General features: G+C 41.6%; 26 protein-coding genes. 17 read left to right on the top strand and 9 right to left on the bottom strand.

Going from position 1 to position 22,645, the window contains the following annotated elements; translation table 11 throughout:
* The first annotated feature begins 97 nt into the window (after positions 1-97).
* A complete protein-coding gene (gene glp / locus MHI27_RS16770; protein WP_405174249.1) occupies positions 98-1,360 on the top strand; it encodes a gephyrin-like molybdotransferase Glp in 1,263 nt (420 codons plus the stop codon).
* A 230-nt stretch (positions 1,361-1,590) separates the two neighbouring features.
* Here the strand turns inward: glp and xerS are convergent, their stop codons facing one another.
* Positions 1,591-2,673 (bottom strand): tyrosine recombinase XerS, encoded by a 1,083-nt coding sequence (xerS, locus tag MHI27_RS16765; protein ID WP_149647344.1) that lies wholly within the window; start codon positions 2,671-2,673, stop codon positions 1,591-1,593.
* A 164-nt stretch (positions 2,674-2,837) separates the two neighbouring features.
* Between xerS and MHI27_RS16760 the strand changes: the two genes are divergently transcribed.
* From MHI27_RS16760 to MHI27_RS16745, 4 genes are all read left to right on the top strand, one after another.
* Positions 2,838-3,383 carry a GNAT family N-acetyltransferase gene (locus MHI27_RS16760; protein ID WP_405174248.1) on the top strand — a complete coding sequence of 182 codons (546 nt, stop codon included), beginning with the start codon at positions 2,838-2,840 and terminating at the stop codon, positions 3,381-3,383.
* A 184-nt stretch (positions 3,384-3,567) separates the two neighbouring features.
* On the top strand, positions 3,568-3,669 hold the full coding sequence (locus MHI27_RS16755; protein WP_197069683.1) for a sporulation protein YjcZ: 102 nt from the start codon (positions 3,568-3,570) through the stop codon (positions 3,667-3,669).
* Between the two features lie 181 nt (positions 3,670-3,850).
* Positions 3,851-4,498 (top strand): TetR/AcrR family transcriptional regulator, encoded by a 648-nt coding sequence (locus MHI27_RS16750; protein ID WP_076298730.1) that lies wholly within the window; start codon positions 3,851-3,853, stop codon positions 4,496-4,498.
* Positions 4,499-4,531: 33 nt separating this feature from the next.
* Entirely contained in the window at positions 4,532-5,011 is a 480-nt protein-coding gene (locus MHI27_RS16745) for a flavodoxin domain-containing protein (protein ID WP_076298729.1), read from the top strand.
* A gap of 288 nt (positions 5,012-5,299) precedes the next feature.
* Here MHI27_RS16745 and MHI27_RS16740 read toward each other — a convergent pair whose 3' ends face one another.
* A complete protein-coding gene (locus tag MHI27_RS16740) occupies positions 5,300-6,235 on the bottom strand; it encodes a Gfo/Idh/MocA family protein (protein ID WP_405174247.1) in 936 nt (311 codons plus the stop codon).
* 111 nt (positions 6,236-6,346) lie between these two features.
* Between MHI27_RS16740 and MHI27_RS16735 the strand changes: the two genes are divergently transcribed.
* Together MHI27_RS16735 and MHI27_RS16730 are read left to right on the top strand one after the other, a co-directional pair.
* A complete protein-coding gene (locus MHI27_RS16735) occupies positions 6,347-6,529 on the top strand; it encodes an HTH domain-containing protein (protein ID WP_405174246.1) in 183 nt (60 codons plus the stop codon).
* Entirely contained in the window at positions 6,529-7,302 is a 774-nt protein-coding gene (locus MHI27_RS16730) for a helix-turn-helix transcriptional regulator (protein WP_405174245.1), read from the top strand. Before MHI27_RS16735 ends, MHI27_RS16730 begins: the two co-directional genes overlap by 1 nt.
* Before the next feature lie 170 nt (positions 7,303-7,472).
* On the opposite strand, the gene MHI27_RS16725 is transcribed toward MHI27_RS16730, so the two are convergent.
* A complete protein-coding gene (locus MHI27_RS16725; protein WP_405174244.1) occupies positions 7,473-8,708 on the bottom strand; it encodes an MDR family MFS transporter in 1,236 nt (411 codons plus the stop codon).
* Positions 8,709-8,851: 143 nt separating this feature from the next.
* Here MHI27_RS16725 and MHI27_RS16720 point away from each other — a divergent pair, with 143 nt between their 5' ends.
* The 3 genes from MHI27_RS16720 to MHI27_RS16710 all read left to right on the top strand — a co-directional run bounded on the left by MHI27_RS16720 (position 8,852) and on the right by MHI27_RS16710 (position 12,286).
* Positions 8,852-10,627 (top strand): ABC transporter substrate-binding protein, encoded by a 1,776-nt coding sequence (locus MHI27_RS16720; RefSeq protein ID WP_405174243.1) that lies wholly within the window; start codon positions 8,852-8,854, stop codon positions 10,625-10,627.
* 287 nt (positions 10,628-10,914) lie between these two features.
* Positions 10,915-11,838 (top strand): ketopantoate reductase family protein, encoded by a 924-nt coding sequence (locus MHI27_RS16715; RefSeq protein ID WP_405174242.1) that lies wholly within the window; start codon positions 10,915-10,917, stop codon positions 11,836-11,838.
* A 34-nt stretch (positions 11,839-11,872) separates the two neighbouring features.
* Positions 11,873-12,286 carry a VOC family protein gene (locus MHI27_RS16710; protein ID WP_405174241.1) on the top strand — a complete coding sequence of 138 codons (414 nt, stop codon included), beginning with the start codon at positions 11,873-11,875 and terminating at the stop codon, positions 12,284-12,286.
* Between the two features lie 383 nt (positions 12,287-12,669).
* On the opposite strand, the gene MHI27_RS16705 is transcribed toward MHI27_RS16710, so the two are convergent.
* Positions 12,670-13,065, bottom strand: coding sequence for a hypothetical protein (locus tag MHI27_RS16705; protein ID WP_405174240.1), 396 nt, complete (start codon positions 13,063-13,065; stop codon positions 12,670-12,672).
* 148 nt (positions 13,066-13,213) lie between these two features.
* On the opposite strand from MHI27_RS16705, the gene MHI27_RS16700 reads away from it, so the two are divergent.
* The gene (locus MHI27_RS16700) at positions 13,214-14,152 is read left to right on the top strand and encodes a GNAT family N-acetyltransferase (protein WP_405174239.1); all 939 of its coding nucleotides are present in this window, start codon (positions 13,214-13,216) and stop codon (positions 14,150-14,152) included.
* A gap of 131 nt (positions 14,153-14,283) precedes the next feature.
* Here the strand turns inward: MHI27_RS16700 and MHI27_RS16695 are convergent, their stop codons facing one another.
* Positions 14,284-14,460 (bottom strand): hypothetical protein, encoded by a 177-nt coding sequence (locus MHI27_RS16695; RefSeq protein WP_339241515.1) that lies wholly within the window; start codon positions 14,458-14,460, stop codon positions 14,284-14,286.
* Positions 14,461-14,699: 239 nt separating this feature from the next.
* Positions 14,700-15,158: an Hsp20/alpha crystallin family protein gene (locus tag MHI27_RS16690; protein WP_341060967.1), complete on the bottom strand. Its 459-nt coding sequence runs from the start codon at positions 15,156-15,158 to the stop codon at positions 14,700-14,702.
* Between the two features lie 116 nt (positions 15,159-15,274).
* On the opposite strand from MHI27_RS16690, the gene MHI27_RS16685 reads away from it, so the two are divergent.
* From MHI27_RS16685 to MHI27_RS16670, 4 genes are all read left to right on the top strand, one after another.
* Entirely contained in the window at positions 15,275-15,499 is a 225-nt protein-coding gene (locus tag MHI27_RS16685) for a spore germination protein (RefSeq protein ID WP_036687577.1), read from the top strand.
* Positions 15,500-15,511: 12 nt separating this feature from the next.
* Positions 15,512-15,733, top strand: coding sequence for a spore germination protein GerPB (locus MHI27_RS16680; RefSeq protein ID WP_076283585.1), 222 nt, complete (start codon positions 15,512-15,514; stop codon positions 15,731-15,733).
* 48 nt (positions 15,734-15,781) lie between these two features.
* Positions 15,782-16,402, top strand: coding sequence for a spore germination protein GerPC (gene gerPC, locus MHI27_RS16675; protein WP_341060965.1), 621 nt, complete (start codon positions 15,782-15,784; stop codon positions 16,400-16,402).
* Between the two features lie 160 nt (positions 16,403-16,562).
* Positions 16,563-16,940 carry a hypothetical protein gene (locus MHI27_RS16670; RefSeq protein ID WP_405174238.1) on the top strand — a complete coding sequence of 126 codons (378 nt, stop codon included), beginning with the start codon at positions 16,563-16,565 and terminating at the stop codon, positions 16,938-16,940.
* A gap of 239 nt (positions 16,941-17,179) precedes the next feature.
* On the opposite strand, the gene MHI27_RS16665 is transcribed toward MHI27_RS16670, so the two are convergent.
* Both MHI27_RS16665 and MHI27_RS16660 read right to left on the bottom strand, forming a co-directional pair.
* Positions 17,180-18,136 carry an alpha/beta hydrolase gene (locus tag MHI27_RS16665; protein WP_405174237.1) on the bottom strand — a complete coding sequence of 319 codons (957 nt, stop codon included), beginning with the start codon at positions 18,134-18,136 and terminating at the stop codon, positions 17,180-17,182.
* An 87-nt stretch (positions 18,137-18,223) separates the two neighbouring features.
* The gene (locus MHI27_RS16660) at positions 18,224-19,546 is read right to left on the bottom strand and encodes an APC family permease (protein WP_076283589.1); all 1,323 of its coding nucleotides are present in this window, start codon (positions 19,544-19,546) and stop codon (positions 18,224-18,226) included.
* 127 nt (positions 19,547-19,673) lie between these two features.
* Here MHI27_RS16660 and MHI27_RS16655 point away from each other — a divergent pair, with 127 nt between their 5' ends.
* Both MHI27_RS16655 and MHI27_RS16650 read left to right on the top strand, forming a co-directional pair.
* Entirely contained in the window at positions 19,674-20,570 is an 897-nt protein-coding gene (locus MHI27_RS16655; RefSeq protein ID WP_076283788.1) for a LysR family transcriptional regulator, read from the top strand.
* Positions 20,571-20,633: 63 nt separating this feature from the next.
* On the top strand, positions 20,634-21,539 hold the full coding sequence (locus MHI27_RS16650) for a tyrosine-type recombinase/integrase (RefSeq protein WP_076283590.1): 906 nt from the start codon (positions 20,634-20,636) through the stop codon (positions 21,537-21,539).
* A gap of 90 nt (positions 21,540-21,629) precedes the next feature.
* On the opposite strand, the gene MHI27_RS16645 is transcribed toward MHI27_RS16650, so the two are convergent.
* Positions 21,630-22,553, bottom strand: coding sequence for an L-lactate dehydrogenase (locus MHI27_RS16645; protein ID WP_042188714.1), 924 nt, complete (start codon positions 22,551-22,553; stop codon positions 21,630-21,632).
* Positions 22,554-22,645: the final 92 nt, after the last annotated feature.

The following is a 22,645-nucleotide window of genomic DNA, read 5'->3' as shown; positions in this document are numbered from 1 at the left end:
ATGTCGTTTCCACCATTCATTTTACTTCAGGATAGCTCATGTTAAAATAGTACCTATTGTACTGCAAAAAACGGACGATTTAGAGCGGAGGTATGGTATGAAGGATCATAAATTTCAGCGCAGCGCGCTTCAAGTAAAAGAGGTACAGGCCAAAATAATCAAATTTGCGAATCCGCTAGAGTCACAGGAGGTCTCATTGAATGAGGTCTGTGGACGTTATTTGGCTGAGGAAGTGATTGCGCCACATTCTTTTCCCGCGTTTAACCGTTCTAGCATGGATGGATATGCAATTATTGCAGCAGATACCAATCACTGTGTAAATGGACAAGTCGTATGGTTAGAAATGGTGGACAATATTCCATGTGGCGCTGTGGCTTCGGTAGATATAACTTCGGGAACAGCAGCAAGGATAATGACTGGAGCACAAGTGCCGTTAGGGGCAGATACTGTAGTTATGCTAGAAGTAACGGAGACACGTGAGGAGGAAGGAAAGACTTACGTAGGTATTCGAAAGAAGCAGGAAGCGAAGTCTAATATCACACCGATGGGGCTGGAGTTAAGCTCTGGTGAGCTAGTGCTGCCAGCGGGACGATTAATCTCTGCGGGGGATATAGCTGTTCTGGCAGCGTTTGGCATACATACAGTGAAAGTCTATCGTCGGCCCAAGGTAGCTATCTTTGCGACAGGCACAGAGCTGCTAGAGGTACATGAACCACTACAGCCTGGCAAAATTCGAAACAGCAACTCACCCATGCTCGAAGCTTTAGTCAAAGAGGCAGGTGGGGAGCCCGTGATGCTGGGATCTATTGTGGATGATCTGGAGCTGGCTCGAAGTAAAGTACAGATGGCGCTGGAAACCTATGATTTTGTAATCACTACGGGTGGAGTATCGGTAGGAGATTATGATATTATGGGCGATTTGGTTCGTGAACAGAGTGGAGATATGTTATTTAATAAAGTGACGATGCGTCCGGGGAGTGTAACCACTGCTGCTGTTAGAGGTGGTAAGCTGCTGTTAGCCCTATCAGGTAATCCAGGTGCTTGTTTCGTTGGTTTTCAATTGTTCGCACGTCCGGTTATCAGATTAATGCAGTGTGCGTCACAGCCGTTCTTACCAGAATGGAGCGCCACACTCGGTGCAGATTATAACAGAGTAAATGACTTTACCCGATTTGTTAGAGCGCGATTAGAGATCCGTGAAGGCAGCCTTTATGCCATTCCAGCAGCGATAGACGAATCTTCCGTGATGGTCACGATCAAGGATAGTGATTGTCTGATTGTTGTTCCACCAGAGGAACGAGGCTTATCTGCGGGTGCTAAAGTGACTATTATCAAGCTTCCGGGAGAAATACGGGGATAGGATAAAGGTAAAATGCTTTTTGACATTAACAATAGGACGGAAATAGCTAATTATCTAATATGCCAACGATATTATTTACAACATTTCAATATATGAAAAATTCACAATAGAAAAGCTAATAATTCAACATAATGCTAATCTGATCAGTCTTTCTAATCCATGTAAAAAGAGAGCCGGCCACACCTTTTCCATAAAAATCGGATAGGGTATGGCCGGCTTTTCGCAAAAAATTAACTATCCAAACGTCGTTCAATCGCCTCAGACATCGTTTTGTCCGTGAGATGAGCATAGATCTCGGTTGTTTCTGTCGAAGCATGCCCGAGCTGTTCTTTCGTTTTATAAATATCGTTTTGCAGATAATAGTCTGTTGCAAAAGAGTGACGAAGCTTATGTACCGTTAGATAGGGCTTACCAAAGCGTTTTGCATATTTTATAATCATTTCTTGAATGGCTCTTTTGGTCATGCGTTTGCCTTCTTGCCGTCCATTGGGCAAAGCGATAAATAAAGCTTTTTCCCTTTTTGGCGTTTTATAACGGGATTGACGTAGGCTTAAATAAAGAGCTAAATCCTCTTTAGCTTGTTCTCGAAAATAAACAGGGGTTTTGAAGGTTTCATCATTGTTCCCTTTTCGGGTGACGTAGATCAGCTTGTTGTTAACATCCAGATCATCTACGTTTAGATTGACTACTTCGGATACACGAAGACCAGAATTCAGAATTAAGCTGGCAATACAGGCATCGCGTTCACGATTTAATTGAAAGGAGTAATAGGCTTGTTTGTTCCCTTCAACATCTCGTCCATATCCTTCGAAAATGTACCCCACAAATTCCAGCAGTTCCTCATCCTCTAGAATCTTGCCCTTTAATTTAGCAGCAGTATCCTTAGGTTTATGCGTTCGTTTAACTTCAACCTTAGCCATAATGTTTCGCTTAAGCAATGGATAGAAGTTCTCGTCCTCAGCGATTTGACTTAAATAATGAAATAAAGAGCGTAATGCGGACAGCTTACGGGACACGGTTACTCGTGTATTGGTTCCCTCAGCTCGGGTAGTGAGGTGTAGGCGGTATCCAACAATACTATCCATATGCAGGGTTTCTAATTCCAGCAGAGTGATCTCTGTATTGGAGCTGGCCTGTGAGAGGCCTTCTGCACGCAGCCATCCAAAAAAGGACTCATAGTCCCGAATATACTCCAGCAGGGTGGAAGGAGATAGATCAGGACGCTTATAATCAATAAACTGCTGAACGAACCAAGGCATGAGAGGTAGCTTTAGATCCAGTTTTTTACGGTCATCGTTCTTTTGAACGCTCATGTGATTCACCTTTTCCATAGTTTGCATATCATTTCTTCTTTCTATCTTATCATGTTTTGTCCTTCCTTGGGCTTTGATCAAAGCTAATTACTAGTGATGAACTTGCTCCTGAAGTAACTAAGTTATATGATGTGTAGTAAACATAAATCGCAGAGGTGCACTAAATGGAACTTGGAATGGAGCTGGTTCCCAAAGAGCGGAAACAGACGATAAGCAAACTAATGCAGTACTATTTATATGATTTCACCCGTTATCTGGAACTTGATGTAGATCAAGATGGAGTATATCCAGATTATCCGGGATTAGAATCATTTTGGAGTAGTGGCAACAATAAATTTGCGTATTTGTTCAAAGTAGACGGGAATATTGCCGGATTTGCTTTGGTAGAACGGTTGTTGTATGATCCCGAAGGGCAATTTTACATGACTGAGTTTTTTGTGATGCAAAAATATCGCCGGAGCGGTGTGGGGACCTGGGCCGCGCATAAATTGTTTGATATGTACCCAGGCGACTGGAAGGTGTCACAGGTACGCGCGAATACGCCTGCCCGTAATTTCTGGCATAGAGTGATTGGAGAGTACACAAATGGAGAATTTAAAGAGCGTTTTAATCCGCCTCAAGGAAATCCGAGTCAATACTTCAACACATTAACTAATAATAAGGTTAATAATTGTAAAGGTAACAGCGATGATGTAGTCATGAAAAATTAATGGTTATCTCACGATAATTAAGATAAATGCGGAAATAGTTAACATAATAATTATTATGTAAACAAATAATGAAAAACCTAACAGCCTTAACAGGAATGTTGGGTTATTTTTGTTCATTTCACCCAAGCACAGAGTGGGATTTAGCATATCTTATGGTGTACTCAATTACAAAGGAGGAGTTAAAATGGGCGAATTCGCAGGAGGATATGGTGGGTTTACTTCCACAGGAGCGATTCTGGTTCTGTTTATCCTGTTGGTTATCATCACTAAAACTCTTTGTCTGTAATCCTTTAACATCATGAAGTGTGGTTCCGCCAGTCTATAAGGACTGGCGGTTTTTTATGTCTGGATAGGACCTTAATCGTTGGGAGTTGTATGTGACTTACTATATAGAAAAGAGCGTTATAAATTATATATATTTAACAGTGTTCAATGACTAAACGATGTTCAAATTATAAGGAGACGTAATGATGACCAAAGAACAAAGGCAAATGCGTGAGCGTGAGGAAATGAAGAAAAGAATTTTAGAGGCTGCGGCTTTGTTGATTGCAGAGGAGGGGATTGAAAAGCTTTCTATTCGCAAAATTGCAGAGAAAATCGAGTATTCTCCGGGTATTATTTATCATTACTTTCAGGGTAAAGATGAAATTGTGGTGAGATATTTGCAACAGAAATATACAGATATGGTTGACGGGCTTCAGTCTGTACAACGAAAGGCAGAGCATGAACTGCCACCAGAGATGCTTTTGAGACAATCGCTTGAGCAATGGATCAGGATGACCCTTTCCACAAGTGTTGAGTACCGTAATGTTATGCTAAATGATACACCGGCTGTTCTTAGTTACACAGCAGTTCTATTCAAGGGAGCTGGTCAGGAGCGTAAAGCGATAGGTATGCTCTGTCAATGTCTATCTAGGTTCGAATCGAAAGAACAACATATGGAATCTTCGATAGAGCTCACTGCTCAAGTGATGTGGAGTGCTGCGTTCGGATTAATTATGCGTTTGATTGTGGAAAAGGATTTGCCTGAAGATCAGGTTGAAGCACTGATATCTTGTTATTTGGATTCTATGGTTTCAATAGCAACCAGGGAGATACGTGAGCCTTTAACATAGTAGGATGATCAGAGGGTGGAGGGAAGAATCAGAATGAAGACGATTATTATTTATACTTCTAAATATGGATGTACAGAGAAAGCTGCCTATTTATTGAAAAATCAATTGGATGATGAGACTGAAGTAGTTAATTTAATGCATGCTAAAGAGCCTACATTAGAACGGTACGATACTGTCATCTTAGGTGGGTCTATTTACTTTGGGAAAATACAAAAACAAATGACGGAGTTTACTTCAAAATATCAAAATGAACTAGCTAAAAAGCGCGTTGGATTGTTTATTTGTGCAGGAGCGAAGGGGGAGCAAGCCATACAAGAATTGAAATCTTCATTTCCAGAGAAGCTGTATAACCAATCAATTACAAAAGAAGTGTTCGGTGATGAGATTTACGAAGAGAAGATGACTGCATTAGATCGAGTGGTTCTGCGAGTGGTAAAAGGGAAGAATAAGAGTGTAAATGGATTATCCAAAGAGACGATAGAACGTTTCGCACTTGCGCTAAAGAAGCGGTGAACGAGTGTGGAAAATCGATTTCCTGAAATCAGTTAACATAATCATTATTATGTTAACTGATTATTGTTTCAGATACCAATTATCATTAGTTAGGAGAAGGGGCCTTATAAAAAGTATTGATTTTTGATTTTATCGCTATTATTTTCCGCTATTTCATCATATGAAAAATTCACAATAGATTAATCAAAATCCACTACCGCCTCACCCTTGACACTACACATCAATAAACAATTCACCTCACCCTACAAACAAAACCCATGAAAAAGGATATAACATCCCTTGATCCATTTATACAAGCTTTTTTTCAATGCAAATAGCTAGTTCTATAGCTTGTATCGCATTGTCTAATTCAATTACTGATGAACTACCCTCCACTAGACATTGGAGTGCATACTCCAAACTTTTTTCATAGGGATTAGCTGGTTCTAACAAAAGATCTTGTTTACCTACAGCGGTATATTCAATTAATGAGCTTTCAACAGCTCCATTCATGTTGTCACTCTCTTGATAGACAAGCTTGCCTTGTTCAAAATAAGCCTCATAGCCTACGGTAAAAGGATACGAAGCCGGCATTTGTGAAGAAACAACGATCTCTGCGGATACATGAGGTTGTTGAAAAATTGCACGGACAAAGGCTTGATTACTTTTACCACCATCGGATCCCCAAACGGAGTGCGGCTCCATAGACCCCAACATCCAGGTCACAAAATCCAATTCGTGAATCATCAGATTTGTAGCGATAGCGTGTAGACCGAGGTCACCCCACAAAGGAGGCGTTTCTCTTTTTAAGGTAAGAGATAAGAGTTTTCCGTATTTCTCATTATGAGTCGCTTCGTAAAGATATTTGTACGCAGGATCGAATTTAATAAACTGGTTGACGAGAATTCGCGAATCATACAGTTGTTCAGCTTCCTTCATCGCAAGAGCATCTTCTAAGTTGTAGCAAACCGGTGTCTCACAGAATACATGTTTTCCATGCTTAAGCGCATCGACTGCATACTGCCTATGTAAAAAAGAGGGCAAACAGATATCAATCACATCGATGGTGGAATCAAGCATAATATCGTCAATATTGGTAGTTATCTCAACGCCTAAAGATTGTTTTAGCTCCTGCAGCTTAGCTTCGTTCCGACCAAAGATAATTACTTTGTCTACTCGATCCATTGTCGTCCATAACTGTGAATGATAAGCTCCGAATCCAGTTCCCAATACGCCTATATTCATGTGTATCAGCTCCTTTAATGTAATGAACTAATCATAACCATCTATTGTTGACAACAGCTTGGCAAGAATTATGATGTATACTATAAAAAAAGAAAAACTTGGAGGCTCCCCATGCGCTTGCATCGTTTGATTGCAATTTTATTATTAGTGGAATCAAGAGGGAAGATGAAGGCCAATGACTTAGCTGAAGCCTTGGAAACCTCCGTACGTTCTATCTATAGAGACATTGATGTATTAGCTGAAGCAGGAATACCACTGTTATCCACGCCGGACCGAATGGTGGCATCTCCTTGATGGAGGGGTATACTGTTAACCTAAATCAGCTTCATGGGGAAGATGTAATCAATCTATTTTTAACAGGAATGGGGATTCATACTGGCGGACATACAGATTCCGGATTAAAGCTAAAGACAACCCTCTTGAAATTAGAAAAATCATTACCCGCTTCCTATCAAAATGATATCCAGAAGGCACAAAGACGTTTTTATTTTGATGATACACCTTGGTGGACAGAACGCTTAGAGATTCCATGTCTGGAATCGATTCGAACTGCTGTTTGGAGATCTCAGAAACTACAGATTGAGTACCACAAGATTAACGGAATCATCTCGAGCAGGAAATTACAGCCCTATGGTCTAGTTGTGAAAAAAGAAGAGTGGTATCTTATAGCCTACTGTGAAGAAATCGAACAAATCCGCACGTTTAAATGTGAGCGAATCGCCTCTATACAGCTTATAGATGAAGAGTATGCTATCCCTCAGGACTTTTCATTAGAAAGGCACTGGAAGCAGCAGGAGAGGGGATTCAAGCAAGCTTGTAAAGAGGAAGAGATCTACCCAGTATTGATTAGAACGGATAAGAGGAGAGAGGCCTCGCTACACGGGGTGGAGATTATGAATAGAGTAGAGGAAGGAGATCAAATAACCCTTACTGTAAATATGTATAGCTATGATAGTGCATGTACGAATATTTGGGGAATACTTGGACAAGGCGAGATTGTGGAACCTTCGGAACTGAGACAATATGTGAAAGTACAGGCGAATTTGCTACAGGAGGTTTACAATTAGCATGATTTTTTTGTGAAAAAGGGACCGTTTCGATTGCATGTTCTGCAATGAAACGGTCCCGCTCATTTGTGAATAGGCTTTATTCATTCAATTAGTTTACATAATAATTAATATGTTAACTAATTTGGGATTGCCCCAAAATAACCTTTAGATTTAAAAAATTTAGCCTTTTATGTGCTAGCGTCTACGCCAAGAGATAACTTCTCTCTAGCAGTAAGCCTCTTGTGCGCTACGAATAGAAAAGGAAGACCTATAGCCGTGGTTAAAGCGAGTGGCAGGAAGATCGTAAGGCCATTCTGAGCTCCATAATGATCCAGCAATACACCGCCGAAGATAGGCGCGATTACACTCCCCAAATTGTTAAAGCCAATCGTTCCAAAGTACGTACCCTTCATTTCTGGCTTCGCGATCCGATCAATTAACATATCCATCATCGTAAAGAGCAGTACTTCCCCTATCGTAAATAGTACGACACTAAACATTAGAAGGGCTACACCTTCAGCTAAACCTACTAAGAGAAGACTAATAGCAACGCAGATATTTCCGAGAATCAATGGAACAATCGGTGAGAATTTGCTTGCAGTACGTACGATAGGATACTGTACCACGAGTACTGTAATGGCATTGAGTGACAACATATAGGAGAATAATTGCCCACCATTTGTGAAATGGGTGTTCATTGCTAAATATTGCGCCATAGTTGAACCAAAATGTCCGTATCCAAGTACACAAAAGATTGTACCAAGTAGAACTGGCAAGAATAAACGGTCTCTACCGGTTGTTGCCAAGGCTTCAAGTAAACGTGGTGGTTCAGCTTGCGTATGATTCTGCATGGTTGAACGATGCAATTTAAATTGGACGAATAATACAAGTCCATATGCAACATATACAACACCAGCGATCATAAAAGGAAACGTTGATTCGGCAGAACCGAGCTGTACTCCAATAATCGGACCAAAGACAACACCAAGGTTAATCGCAGCGTATCTAAGATTGAATACAAGCAGCTTACTTTCAGCAGGGGTAATGTCGGATAAAAGTGCCCGTGATGTGGGCTCAAACACGGATCTGCATAAACCGTTCAGGGTGTTGACCAGGAAGAACACCCACAGATGTTGTGCAACAGAGAATCCGAAGAATACTGCTGCCCAGCCAAATACGGAGATTAACATGACAATTTTGCGGCCTACAATATCCGAGATATATCCTCCGTAGAAGCTGGCCATTACGCCCGCCAGAGAGCTGACAGCTACCGTAATCCCCGTTTGTGTGGGGGTGGCTCCAAGGACTTGGGTTAAATAGATGGATAAGAACGGAATGCTCATTGAAGTTACCAAACGTCCGAACATCGTACCGACGATGATGGTCCAAGCTAGTGGGTGAATATGCCTAAGATGCTGGTTCATAATTGAAAAGGTCTCCTAATCTGATAGCTATAATTTAGTACTGCATATTCATTAACGATATATGTATAATTATAATGATAAAAGGGGGAAGTAAAAGTGTAAGAATTACTTACAGTGTTTCACCTTTAAAGGAGTGATCGATCGTGGACCAAATTAGTAATCATTTTTTATGTTTAGCAATAGCCATCCCATCCTCAATAGATATAGGGGAAGCTAATCCTGTGACGATAGATAGACTAGCTTCGATTCTGTGCTGCACTCCGCGTAACGTAAAGTTTATTCTGCGAAAACTTGAAGAGCAGGGTTTTATACACTGGCAGCCTGGAAGAGGACGTGGAAATATCTCGCAGCTAACTTTTCTTCGAACGATTGAAGAGGTGCTGGAGGACAGCTTTCAGGAACTGATTAATAAGGGGAAGATTAAGGAAGCTATAGAGTTATTAAGTCGTGGTCAGGTTAGCGACACATTAAAGGAACGGTTATTAATGGTGTTAAATAAGCAGATGGGCTTCCGTAGTGAAACGGAGTCGACATCAGGATTGGATGTCTTGCGAATTACACGAAACCGGCACATGGAAGTGCTGGATCCAGCTTATGTATATACCGCGTTTGAATCCTATTTACTCGGACAAATTTATAGCACATTAGTTACCTATGAGGCGGCAAGTGATACCTTTCTTCCCGGATTGGCGCATATGTGGGAAGCAAGTGAAGATTATACTAGTTATATTTTTTATCTACGGAAAGGTGTGCGATTCCATCACGGCAGGACTATGACCTCTAGAGACGTAAAAGAGACATTTCAACGACTTATAGATTTGAACAGTCCGGCGTTGAGCTTGTACAAAGATATTGAACGAGTAGAGCTTGAAGGAGATCACAGGATCAGGTTTGAGCTGTCTCGTCCGAATCTCTTTTTTCTCCATATGTTCAGTTGTATTCATATGTCGATTCTTCCTCATGACGTAGATCTTGTAAATGAAGTGTGTGGAACAGGGCCCTATCGTTTACTAGATCTTAATGAAGATGTGCTAGTCCTCGCGGCATTTGACTATTATTACGGTATACGTCCGCTACTAGATCGTGTAGAAATCTGGTATTTGCCAGAACAAGCTTCAAATGAACGATTGTATGAACTTCCTGAATCTGCTCAGGAAGGTTTGTTACCTAATATCATCTGTAACCACAGTATTGAATACCCTGCCTTGGGATGCCGATATCTCTTGTTCAATTTCCATAAAGACGGAATTCATCAACACCAACTATTCCGGCAGGCTATACGAATCCTTTACAATCGAGAAGCCTTAATTAAGGAGTTAGGAGGGAATCGTAGTTCCCCTGCTGATAGCTTTTTACCTTGGGAGAGCAGTAAGAGAAGTATTATTGAGCCTACTCTGGAACATGCGAGAGAGCTTCTAGTGGCAAGTGGCTACCAGGGGGAGACCTTAAGATTAGCTACAAAAGATAAAAAAGAAGAGCGAGAAGAAGCCCTGTGGCTTCAAGCACGAGCTGCTTCAGTAGGACTGCATATTGAGCTGTATTTATTCAACGAGTTTAACTCAGCAGATATAAAGAACTCCTCCGAAATCCTCCTTGCTGAAGAGGTTCTTGAAGATGATTGGCAGTGGGGAATGGTTAACTACTTTAATAATAAACTTAATTATCTTTTTTCTCTGCTGAGAGATGAACAGATCTTGTTATTCTCAGATGTACTTACCGATTTCACGCAATCCCCAAAGGAAGAAAGAATTAAGTTGCTGGATCAGGCAGAAGGTGTGCTTAGGGACAACTATTGGGTGTTATATGGTTGTCATATGAATAAAAAAGCGCAGCTAAATCAAAGCTTGTTTGGACTTCAAACCAGTTCCTTCGGATTTCTGGATATCTCAAAACTGTGGATCAAAACTACTAGTCTGTAAGGAGAGTTACCTAAATATGCTTGTACAGGAATGTTTTCTTTTGCTATACTTTCCAGGGAGGCTGTATCGATAAATCATCGAATGGTGCTCTAATAGGTTTTAATAAATGAATAGTAATTAACTTGTAGCCATGGAGGTGAACTCGTTGGATTTTGCTCAGATCCGTAAGGACCGAGACAAAAGAACGGTCGATACTTGACTCTTTTTTTGCCTTTCGGACCTGTTTAGCAGATAGCTAAAAGGTCTTTTTGTTTGTTTAAATTAAGGGAAAAGAAGGGGAGACTATTATGCGTTTTCTTATCGTGGGTGCAGGAGCTATAGGTGGATATTTCGGGGGGCGTCTAGTTCAAAAAGGAGAAGATGTTACTTTTCTCGTCCGAAATGCCAAACAGATTCAGTTAGAAGCGGACGGTTTGATTGTAAAAAGTGTTCATGGGGATTTTCAGACTTCTGTACGAACGATTTCTAATAGGGAAGCAGTAGAGCCCTTCGACTGCATTATTATAGCGGTCAAGGCATACCATTTGCCTCAGGTGATGAATGACATTGAACCCTACGTCGGTAAACATACACTGATCCTCCCGCTCCTCAATGGTTATGATCAATTTAGCATTTTGCAGAAGCGTTTTGGCCCAGAACATGTGCTGGGTGGTCTTTGTTATATAGAAACAACTCTAGATTCAGCAGGTACTATCGTTCAAAGCAGTTCGTTCCATAGTATTGTGTTTGGTGAATGGGCAGGTGGTGAGTCAGAACGAACACAGTTGCTTCTGAGTCATTTGGATCATGCTGGATTCACAGTGACATTAAGTTCTGACATTCAGCGCGAAGTGTGGCAGAAATATATATTTGTAGCTAGTCTAAGTGGGATTACCACTTTAATGGATAGCTCTGTTGGGCCTATTTTTGCTTCCCCAAAAGCACGTGCAATCTATGAGCAGCTTCTTCAAGAGATTGTTAGCTTGGCTCAAAATGCTGGAATGCCTGTGGGACCGGAAAATATAGCTTCCACGATGCAAAAGATGCTTTCTGTGTTACCTGAATTTACTTCATCCATGCATCGGGATATGCATAAGCAACTACCTGTAGAAGCGGACCATCTGCATGGGGCACTTCTGGCTATGGCTGTTCCGGGTCAAGGCGCGTATCCGGTTCTCGAAACCGTGTATGCCCGTTTGAATGTATACGAAAGCGTTAATGATATGAAATGATCTACTTTAAATCACAATAAGGAGCTGGACAATTATGAAGGAAACGAATCAAAAGATCATGACTTTTCTAATGTTCGAAGGTAAGGCAGAAGAAGCTATGAATTTCTATACGTCCTTGTTTGATGATTCCGAAGTTATTAGCATTAAGCGATATGGAGCGAATGAAGCAGGACCTGAAGGGAGTGTAATGCAAGCTTCCTTTTCTATGCATGGACAAGTATTTATGTGTATAGATAGTTATGTTCAGCACGGGTTTACCTTTACTCCAGCGATATCCTTATATGTGAATTGTGAGAGTGAAGCTGAAATTGATCGTGTCTACGAATCATTAGCACAAGGTGGACAGGTCCTAATGCCTCTTGGAAGCTATCCGTTTAGTCCGAAATTTGGCTGGGTAGCGGATAGATTTGGCGTGACCTGGCAATTAAATTTTTCGGGGAATGTGTAGCAAGAAAACTTTGAAGAAGGCCCATATCAGGAATGCCCGGTATTTGAAAGTGATCAATTGATGTATAGAGTGGCTGTATACGATTCTGGCTGGATGAATATGCAGGACATGGTTACGTTCGATTTAGTATTGTAGAGAAAGATAGTGATAAAGCTGTTGGTACTGTTGAATTTTTTGCGAGAAATGAGAGCGTTGAAGGGGTAGGACTGATTGGTGTTCTAAGGCTTGATCTGATCTCGAGGGCTGCAGTTCAGGAGGTATAATCGCAAGCTGCATAAATGAAAGAGGAGGTGAACCTAATAGGGTTTACCTCCTCTATTTTTACGAGAAACGGTTATCATCTTAAAAAGACGACACTATCGTTTCTTCTTAGAAGAACGGATTTAATTACATTGCTGAACAACAGTTGTGCCCTCATTAGTAATCGTGACAGTTGAATAACCAGATAGATACTCTGTATAACCGCATACAGTTTCTTGGGTGGATTGTCCTCTTGCGTCAGTATACTTAAGGTATATAGAACCTTCACCACTTAAGCTCAGTGTAGGTTTGAACCTTTTCGTTTCACCTTTCTTGATGGGACTTGTAAATAATTCCTTGGAATCCGTATGGATTAAACCTATTTCAATAGAGCTAATATCATCATCCGACTGATTATCTACAGTGAGCAAGAAACTCTTAAATGGACTTAGAATATTGGATATCGTACTGATCCCGAAAGCTATCACAATACCCATTGAAAATATAGCAATACCTATAAAAAATCGTCTCTTCATCATGCAGTCCCCCTATGTAAGTAAGACAGGGTTCATTAGAATAATGTTACGGTATATAAGAATTAATTATAACTATTCATTAACAAGTGAAATTGGAAGAGTTGTGCTACCCTTAATGTATGCCAAAATTTATATGAAGAGGGGTTTGGTTTTGACAAAATCTACGATTCTTTCATCAGAAGGAATAACGATTCGTAATTTTGAACAAGGGGACATGCCATTACTGGGTGAGTTATATAACTCGGTTACTTCGCGGGGAAATGCTGTTTTTTGGTGGGTTGGTGATGAGGAAAACTGGGAGAATGTGTACTGCGCCTTTGAAAATGGAATAATGGTTGCCAAGGGTCAAGTAGAGATCATAAATATTGTGCCGCCTGGGCGTTCAAAGGAAAGCAGACATTCGATCTATTTGAATTTGAAAACAATACCTGAACGAGAAGAAGACTACGATTTATTAGAGAGCATGTATCAAACGCTCCTCTTGAGAGCACTTGAATTGAAGGAAACTTTATCAACAGCGTACAAAACGACGCTCTGTGTCGGGAATAACGCATCAGAGATCGCAAATACGCAATTTTTTGAAAAAGAAAAGGGCTTCTGTCAATACAATAGTTTATTTAAAATGAATCATACTCTCGATCATTCCTACACCGTACCAGAACTGAAAAAGGAATTTGAATTTGCAACTTGGATGATGGAGACGCCACAAGAAGAAGATCTTTATTTAGAATTGGAAGCAGAGGTTTGGCCAGAAACCCCACTCGGGAAAGAACGGCTATCTCAGTTTAAGCAAAATCCGCTTTGGAACTCTATGGTTGTTCGAGAAGGGGAGAGGGTTGTAGGCAGCTTGATGGTATGGCAGGAAGAGAAAAGTGGGTATATTGAAAATGTTTTTGTACTAGAGCCGTGGAGAAGATTTGGGATTGCTACGTACATGCTTTCTCAAGCGTTAAACTATTTCAGAACACATGGACTTGAAGAAGCTTATTTAATGGTGTTAACAGATAATGATTCTGCATTGCATCTTTATGAATCTGTCGGATTCAGTTTATCGAGTGAGGAAAGACGGTATCGTATAGAACTCCTATAGTTTTTGAAGTGGAGGATTACTAAGCAAAGTGTGATTCAGTTTCATCGAGGTTCGATGACAGGATTGCACTTTTTTAGTAATCCGTTCGCCTTGTAATAAATGATGACTGGAAATCCTCTGAACAATTTTGTTCAGTTACTGTTAGTTACTTGTTTACCCTCGCATTTCTTACACACGTTAACCTTTTCGCCAGAAAGTCCTTTTCCGATGTACAAAAGCTTAATACGAGTGCTGCCGCAGATCAGACATGTTCCTCTGCTTCGGGATGGCATACGCCAGAGTGCTTTGCCGCGCTTGTTTTTGGACATAAATAGCCCACCTTTGCGATTGATACCCTATCTTATGAGCGAGGGAACCTTAAAGTTCGGAGAATGAAGCTTATAAATTCCTTTGTGATTGCAGATAAAATTAAGGATAAAAAGGGCAAAAAACGCCCTAAAAAAAACAGCGCATAACTTAAATTATACGCCGTTTTAGTTTTAAGACGTTTTTTTGAGGAGAGATCTCCAACTTAGACGAGCAAAAAGGAGGGATTTTAAGGATTTTTTTATAAATAACGGATGTCGATATCTCTAAATTTACCTACTGACATTTTCGGCATTCTGAATTGCAATGATCCTTGTTTATAAGTGCCTCTGCTCTGATCCGGATTGACTGGAATGGGGAGTGGGATGATCTCGCTATGATCTTTTCCGAGACCGCTTAATTTGATTTGTGTTCGGTTGATTTGTGCCCAAATACTTTCGGGGTGAATTCCACTTGGAATACGAATTTTCGTGATCAAATAATTATGTGTGTCTAGATGCTCAAATTGCAGACTTGAGGTTTCGTCCGTCAATGAGGAAGAGGTGGCCGCGGTAGCTTCTCTGATTATTTTTTCAACATAGCCATCGATCTGGCTTGGATCCAGCTTCCATTGCTCTTCAAGCGACTTTAAGGATAACTTTTTCTTAAAAAAGGGATCTTCGTTCATCCAATCTAAAGGGTTCGATTTATTGGGGCTCATGAATGCTGAACCTCCTTCATTTTTTTATCCATTGTATGGGCGTATGACTTATTCAGTGACATCTGGGCGGATATCTACATAGAATAGGTTATCATTCCGAAGGGAGGAGTGGTTTGGTGGTTTCAATTATCGGCAACATTAAAATCAACAGCGTAGGCCCCAGTTCCACAGTCTTAGTAGGAAATACGGCATCTGTTATCTTGAGCAGTAACTCCAAAATCTATGCCGGTGCCAACTCCTTCTCCATAGGTGACTCCATAGGTACAAACATTACGAATAATGCAGCCAGCAGTACGAACACGATGGATTCAGATGTGGTGGATCAAGTATCGCCTCCTTAAGGGTGGGTTTACATGAATATTACGGTGTATCAGTGCATATCGGTCAATCATCTGAAAATTGGTACGATCTCAAATTCATCGGTACTGCAGATCGGTACTTCCGGCCGAATTAATGCCTTGTCTCATAGTTATCAGTCTAGTGACGTTCCGGAATCTCCTCCTGCGCCATCGCCAGCGGTAAGTGATTCACCTCTTGTACCCTTGCCTCCACCAACTGAACTATATACACGCTAGAATTAGGCTCTTATCCTTCGCATACAATAAACCATAGGAGGGGGTTGTATGCACCCGTATTATGTTCAGCAAGTCTTTAATGCACTAAGATTGCAAGCAGAAAAGATTCAACTGCTAGAGAAACAACTCCAAGATTTAAAAGGGGACGTAGACAGCATAAAGAACAATAAAACTGCAAGTATAGGTCCTATAAATTATCATTTTGAACAATTGAAAATCGAGAAGTTGGAAGGCACTTTAAATATAGGCATTACACCAAATGAGGGAAATAATCTGGATGAAGCGATGATCAATGGTAAGCCTATTGGGGAGCAAGAGGGAGGGACACCAACTGCATCTGCATTATCGGATAAAATTCGTCCAGAGATTCTGAAGTATGTGCAAGAGGAAGTTCCTTCTCAATTTTCACGCTTAGAAAAAGAGCAGAACTTAAGTATTGATGAGCAGTATATCCAAATGGTAACCCAGGATCTGCTGAATCAGATGGATGGCCGGATTAACGAGTATGTAAGCCAGCTTTCTGCCGCAGAAGAAGGGCGTGGATACACAGAAGAGGAAAGTGCTTCTATTGTTGAACAAATCAAACGAGATATTGTTACGGCGGTAGAACGGCATTTGGAAATAAACATAACTGGAAGGCGGAAGCCGCATGAAAGTAACCGTGATTAACAGAGACATAAATGTAAACGCAGTAAAAGTGGTTTCGATATCAGGTTCTTCGGTATTTTTAGTAGGGGATACGCAGACTATTAACTGTTCTTCGGCGTCTGACAGCGTGATAGAGTATGCTCCGAGTGCTCCAGATCAAGTCCAAAAAGGCAGTTAATAAATGCACACCTCACGTATACTAGATGTGTATATCAATAATCTGTCTGACAGTTCGATTTTCATATGTGGATCTGTAGAGCGGATTCAGTCCAAATTCGTGGGCAGTAAAGAAAATTACCTATATAACATACAAGAGATTAATAGCAATAATAGAGAGGCTTTACGCTTAGACATCCCTCTTGCGACCTGGTCGAACCAAGTGAATGATGATGTTGAGATTTTAAATGATTCTGAGGAATCAAGCATTAATATTAAATTTATTAAAATCTTATCGATTGGCTCTGGAACGACCTTCCAGATTGGAAATGGTGGCTCAGTTCATCTGGAGAGTCGAACCAGTGAGTTCAAGCGAGAAATAGCTTCAGAAGATGAGGGGTAATTTGGCATATTTGTTGATACTTATTTTATAAAAATAAAATAGTTTACATAATCATTATTATGTAAACTAATAAAAGGTACTATCCTATAAGAAAGTACTTTTCACAAATAAGGGACCTTCGAGCTACGAAAAAGAGGGCCATCAAAGGTATTCTGCTATAGAAATAGCATTAAACTTATAATTAGAGAAAGCCTGCAAATGTGCAGGCTTTCTCTAATTTGGTGAACGGACATATTTATTTAGAAGTCTTCGCGAAGCCATGTCGTCGCCAGCTTGATGGCGGCTTTTTTGGCATTGGTTTCAGCTAAAGGATTAAGCATCACGAAATCATGTATGATCCCTTGAAAACGAACTGCCGTGACTGTGACTCCAGCTTCACGTAATTTGGCGGCATAAGCTTCACCTTCATCACGTAGAACATCTGCTTCACCCGTTATGACTAGTGCTTCGGGTAGATCGCGTAACTGATCTACACTTGCTCGAAGCGGGGAGGCTGTGATCTGCTTCCGCTCCTCAGGGTCAGTTGTATATTGATCCCAGAACCATTTCATTCCATCACGCTGCAAGAAGTATCCTTCTGCGAATTCATGATAAGATTCGGTATCAAAGGAGGCATCCGTTACCGGATAGAATAAAAGTTGTTTCCCTATCTTCGGGCCACTGCGTTCTTTAGCCATAAGCGTAATGGCGGCTGCCATATTTCCACCGACACTATCACCGCCTATGGATAGCTTGCTAGCATCAAGTGCATGTTCACTACCCTGTGCAGCGATCCATTTCAGAACAGCATAGATTTCTTCAATTGCTGTAGGATATTTAGCTTCTGGAGAGAGGCTGTAATTTGGAAAAACAATGGCAGCCTCCGCTCCAACAGCTAGCTCACGGATCAAGCGGTCATGGGTATGCGCATTACCAAACACCCAGCCAGCACCATGAATGTAAAGGATCACTGGCAACGACGTGGAAGAGGAGCTAGGGGGCCGAACAATTCTTATGGAAACATTACCATTAGGTCCTCCTGGCACCATAAGATCTTCAATTTCGACTTCAGGTTTATATATCTCACTGGATTGTACAGTATCTACCGTCTCACGGCCTTTTTCTGGTCCAAGATCAGGAAGGAACGGAGGTTTGGAATTATCATCGGCAAATTTCTGCGCTGCTGGCTCTAGAATGATCTTTTGTTGATTTGACATGATGTATCGTCTCCTTTATCTGGTCATAGTATAGTTTACCCTCTTCATACCATAACCATCTAAACGAATGCTGAAACGATATGAGTCTTACAATGCTTTTTGTTGATCCTCACGAATTTCACTTTTTAAATCCCTTATTCCGGCAACCGTTTGTTTATGTTTGATACGGAAGATCAAAATAAACATCAAAGTAATAAGTAACGGATAGCCTATCGCCCAGCCCGTAAAAGGAAACACAGCAGCGGTAGCTAGAAAAGAGATCCAGCTAATCGTTACGCCTAATCTGCTTCCCTTAAGAAGGCGTATCCCCGCAGCACAGCCTCCGATATAAGTCAGGATAAATGTCGCATTTGGAAACTGGATTAAAGTAGTGATAGATATCAATCCGCTGCTGTACAGTGATATGACCGTTACAAAACAGAGGAGCAGGAAAGCTATCCCACCGATAGGGGTATGATATGGTTTGGATAGTCTCCCCATCCATTGCGGTGCATAGCCCTGACGTGATAACGCATAAGCCACACGCGAGGCAGCACCGGCATAAGCGATAATGGTGGCGGTACAGATGAAGAGACCTGTAAGTCCTGCGATAAATCCTCCCCAGCGTCCAAGTGGCTGGCTGATGATCCAGACAAGTGAAGTGCTCGACCCACCTTTAAGGTAGCTTTGTGTGCCAACCGTTGCTAAAGCGGATAAGAAATATAGAACACCTACAATAATAGCAGCGATGGTCACACCTTTAACTGCAGCACGTTGTGGATCTTTGAACTCCTCAGAGAGATGTGAGACAGCTTCCCAACCAATAAAACACCAAAATAAGATTGCTGCAGCCTGTCCAATGCTCATCCATCCGTGTGGAGCAAAGGGAGTGAAGTGTTCAATCTCCATCCGAGGAAGCGCAGTAGCAAAGGAGAAGACGAGAACAGCTACAATCGCAATCACTACAGCAATTTGTACCTTTCCCGCCACTTGCATACCAATCCAGTTTGTAATTAGACCAATGGCCAACATCACCGCAGCGATAGTAATTCTCGCAGGTTCATCCCAGCCCATTGCGGCTGTCATATAACCAGCTCCGGTCAGTGCAGCGACAGGCGCACCAATCGGAACAGACATTAGGAAGAACCAGCCCACTAAAGATCCGGCTTTAGGTCCGAAAGCAAGGGTGACGAAGTGGGACACGCCTCCTGCGTTAGGAAATTTGGCAGAGAGCAAGCCCATCGATAAGGCCATTGGCAAAATCAACAGCGTCATAAATCCCCATGCCAGCAATGAAGCGGGACCTGCCATTTCTGCAGCCAGTCCGGGAACGATTAAGACTCCCGAGCCCAATACTGCGCCGATATAAAGAGCTATGGCTTGCGGCATGCCGATGTTTCTTCGTAAAGTGGTTGAACTTGGATCTTTCATGATTATTAATCCTGCTTTCATTGTCTTTTATTATAGAGTAGCAGATAATAGATCCATTGGAAAAACAGATTTTTTGAATAGTATCCATTCGAAATTCCGATGGGTAACTATTATTCAGGGGGCACGTATGGAATCACGTCATCTTTTTACCTTTATAGTCGTAGTGGAGACGGGTAGCTTCACACGCGCTGCACAGAAGCTTGATTATGCACAATCCAGTATTACCGCACAGATCCAAGCATTAGAGACTGAAATAGGTCAGCCTTTATTTGATCGGATCAGTAAAAAGATCATCCTAACCGATGCAGGCCGCCGTTTGCTCCCATTCGCTCAAGAGATCTCCAGAATGCACTCTCTAGCGCAAGATGCTCTTCGCTCCGAGAGTGAGCTAACAGGGTCTTTACGCATTGGCGCACCTGAATCCCTGGCTGCTTTTCGTTTACCAGGCATTATCAAGGAGTTTCGCGTGAAATATCCAAAGGTCCAAATTCTTCTGAAGCCTGGGGCCTGCTGGGAGCTAACGGATTTAGTTCGATCCGGTGAATTGGATTTGGCCTTCCTACTGCAACCAGAGACGGAAGATAAAGATCTGAATATAGAAACACTGGTGCATGAACAAATGACTCTGATCGCTCCGCCGGATCATCCCTTGTTGAGTCTTCCAGTGGTAGAACCGTTTCATCTTAAGGGAGAAACGATATTGCATACGGAAACTGGTTGTAGCTACCGTACTTTATTTGAACATCATTTAAACAGACACGGGGTATTTCCGGACCCTACGTTAGAGTTTTGGAGTATTGAGGCGATCAAGCAATGTGTTATGGCGGGTCTAGGCATCGCTTTTATTCCAATGATTACTGTGAACAATGAATTAGCGGAAGGGAAGTTAGCTAGGCTGAATTGGAATGATGAATCGCAGCGTGTGGCTACTCAAATTGCCTATCATCATAAGAAATGGAAATCTCCTGTTCTAACAGAGTTTTTAAAAGCTGTGCAAAAGCATGCTGAAAAATGGAGCAGCTAAGTTTAATTCTTGTAGCTATTCTATGGTACAATAGATTGTCGAAAACAAGGGAGGCTCGAAGCCATGAATGAGTGGAGTGAAGACTACGAAGAGGGGCTTGAGGCTTTTTTAATCTGGATGAAGGATGCCGGTTACACTCCCTATACGCAGAAATCCTATTTAGTGGATGTAAAACAGTTTTTAGAAAGTCTGAATGGTAAAAAGCTAGAGTCCGTAAAGAAGCTACATGTTATTTCTTTTCTTACGTCAGTGCGTGAACGTGGTGTAAGTGATGCTACCCGTAACCGGAAGCATGCCTCAATTAACTGTTTTTTTAAGGCATTAATTGAGCTGGAATTGCTTCTAACCAATCCTGCAGCTGGGATTAAGAAATCTAAAACTGAGATCAATCGCGAACCGGTCTACTTAGATGAAGGTGATCTGGGGCGATTTTTGTCTTCTATAGATGGGAAATACAAAGGTCGTAATTTAGCAGTCTTTTTACTGATGTCCTATATGGGGCTTCGGGTGGGGGAAGTCCACACACTTAATTTAAGTGATTATAATGTAGAGAGACATTCCCTTCGAGTGTTCGGTAAGGGACGTAAATGGCGTAATGTACCGATTCCAGAGGATGTGGTACCTTTTCTCGATCTGGCGATTGAAGAACGTTTAAATCCTTGGCGCAGTAAAGAGGAAGCTATGTTCATTTCACAAAAAGGACGCAGGCTGTCCATACGTGGCATTCAGCAAATCGCTGCGGACACCTTCGATCGTTTCCAAAGGGATGTGCCTGCTGCACAACGTCGACCCTATTCCAGCCATAAGCTACGACATTCCTTCGCTACCATGCTGCTACGAAAAGGTGCGGATCTGAGGACGGTTCAGGAGCTACTGGGGCACTCTTCCATTCAGACAACAACGGTTTACACGCATATCACGAGCCGTGAGAAGGAAGAAGCCATGTCGAAATTGCAAGTCCAGATTTGATAGAATTCAAAGTGCAATTCTTTTCGTGAAAAAGGGGCTATCCCCGGCCATGTATCATGACAACAGGGAGAGCCCCATGTATTCATTTGCTTATAGTTCTAGCTTAGCTATCTCAGCTTTAAGCTTCTCGGCAGATTTCTGGAATAGAGCTCGTTCTGTCTCATTTAATGGAAGATCTAGTACTTCTCGTACACCGGACCGATCTACGACGCAAGGGGCGCCAAGGTAGACATCCGAAACTCCGTTATAATTATTCAATAAAGTAGATACGTTCAATACAGAGCCTTCATTATGAAGAATGGATACTACAATACGATCTAGTGCTAATGCTATTGCGTAAGAGGTTGAGCCTTTGGCATCAATAATTTCATAAGCGGCATTCTTAGTATCCTGGAATATTTCATCTTGTTCTGCTTCGTCAAAACCGAGATCAATCCCGGCAACATTCGCTAGACTCCAAACAGGAAGTTCCGAGTCTCCATGTTCCCCGATAATCTGACCATGAATACTGCGTGGATCAATTTCTTTGTGGCGTCCAATCAGGTAGCGAAAACGTGCACTATCCAGCACCGTTCCGGAACCGATGACTCTTCTGCGATCAAAACCGCTTATTTTCAAAGTGGCATATGACAAAATATCTACAGGATTAGTAGCAATAAGTAGTATCGCATGTTGATTATATTTGGTGATTTTTTGAACGATATCTTTGAAAATTGAAATGTTTTTGCGGAGAAGATCTATCCGGGTTTCACCCGGTTTTTGTGATGCACCGGCAGTTACAATGATGATATCCGCTTCACGGCAATCTTCATATGTACCAGCCCATAGCTTCACACCACCAACAAAGGGCATGCCGTGATTCATATCCAATGCTTCTCCAAGGGCTTTCTTTTGATTAACGTCAATAAGTACGAGCTCAGGCATACGTCTCCGTAGCAGTAATGTATAGGCTGTTGTTGTACCAACTGCTCCAGTACCAATGACTACGACACGATTGGGTTTCGGGGGGGCCATGATTCCATCTCCTCAGTAATTAAAATTTTTAGCTTTTAATCTTGTCCATCATAATCGCTAACGATATTGTTTTCAAGCAGGTCTTATTTAAT

Source organism: Paenibacillus sp. FSL H8-0261 (assembly GCF_045040645.1).
Lineage (GTDB): Bacteria > Bacillota > Bacilli > Paenibacillales > Paenibacillaceae > Paenibacillus_AQ.
Note: the sequence above shows the minus strand (reverse complement) of the source record. Positions and strands in the feature narration are given on the sequence as shown.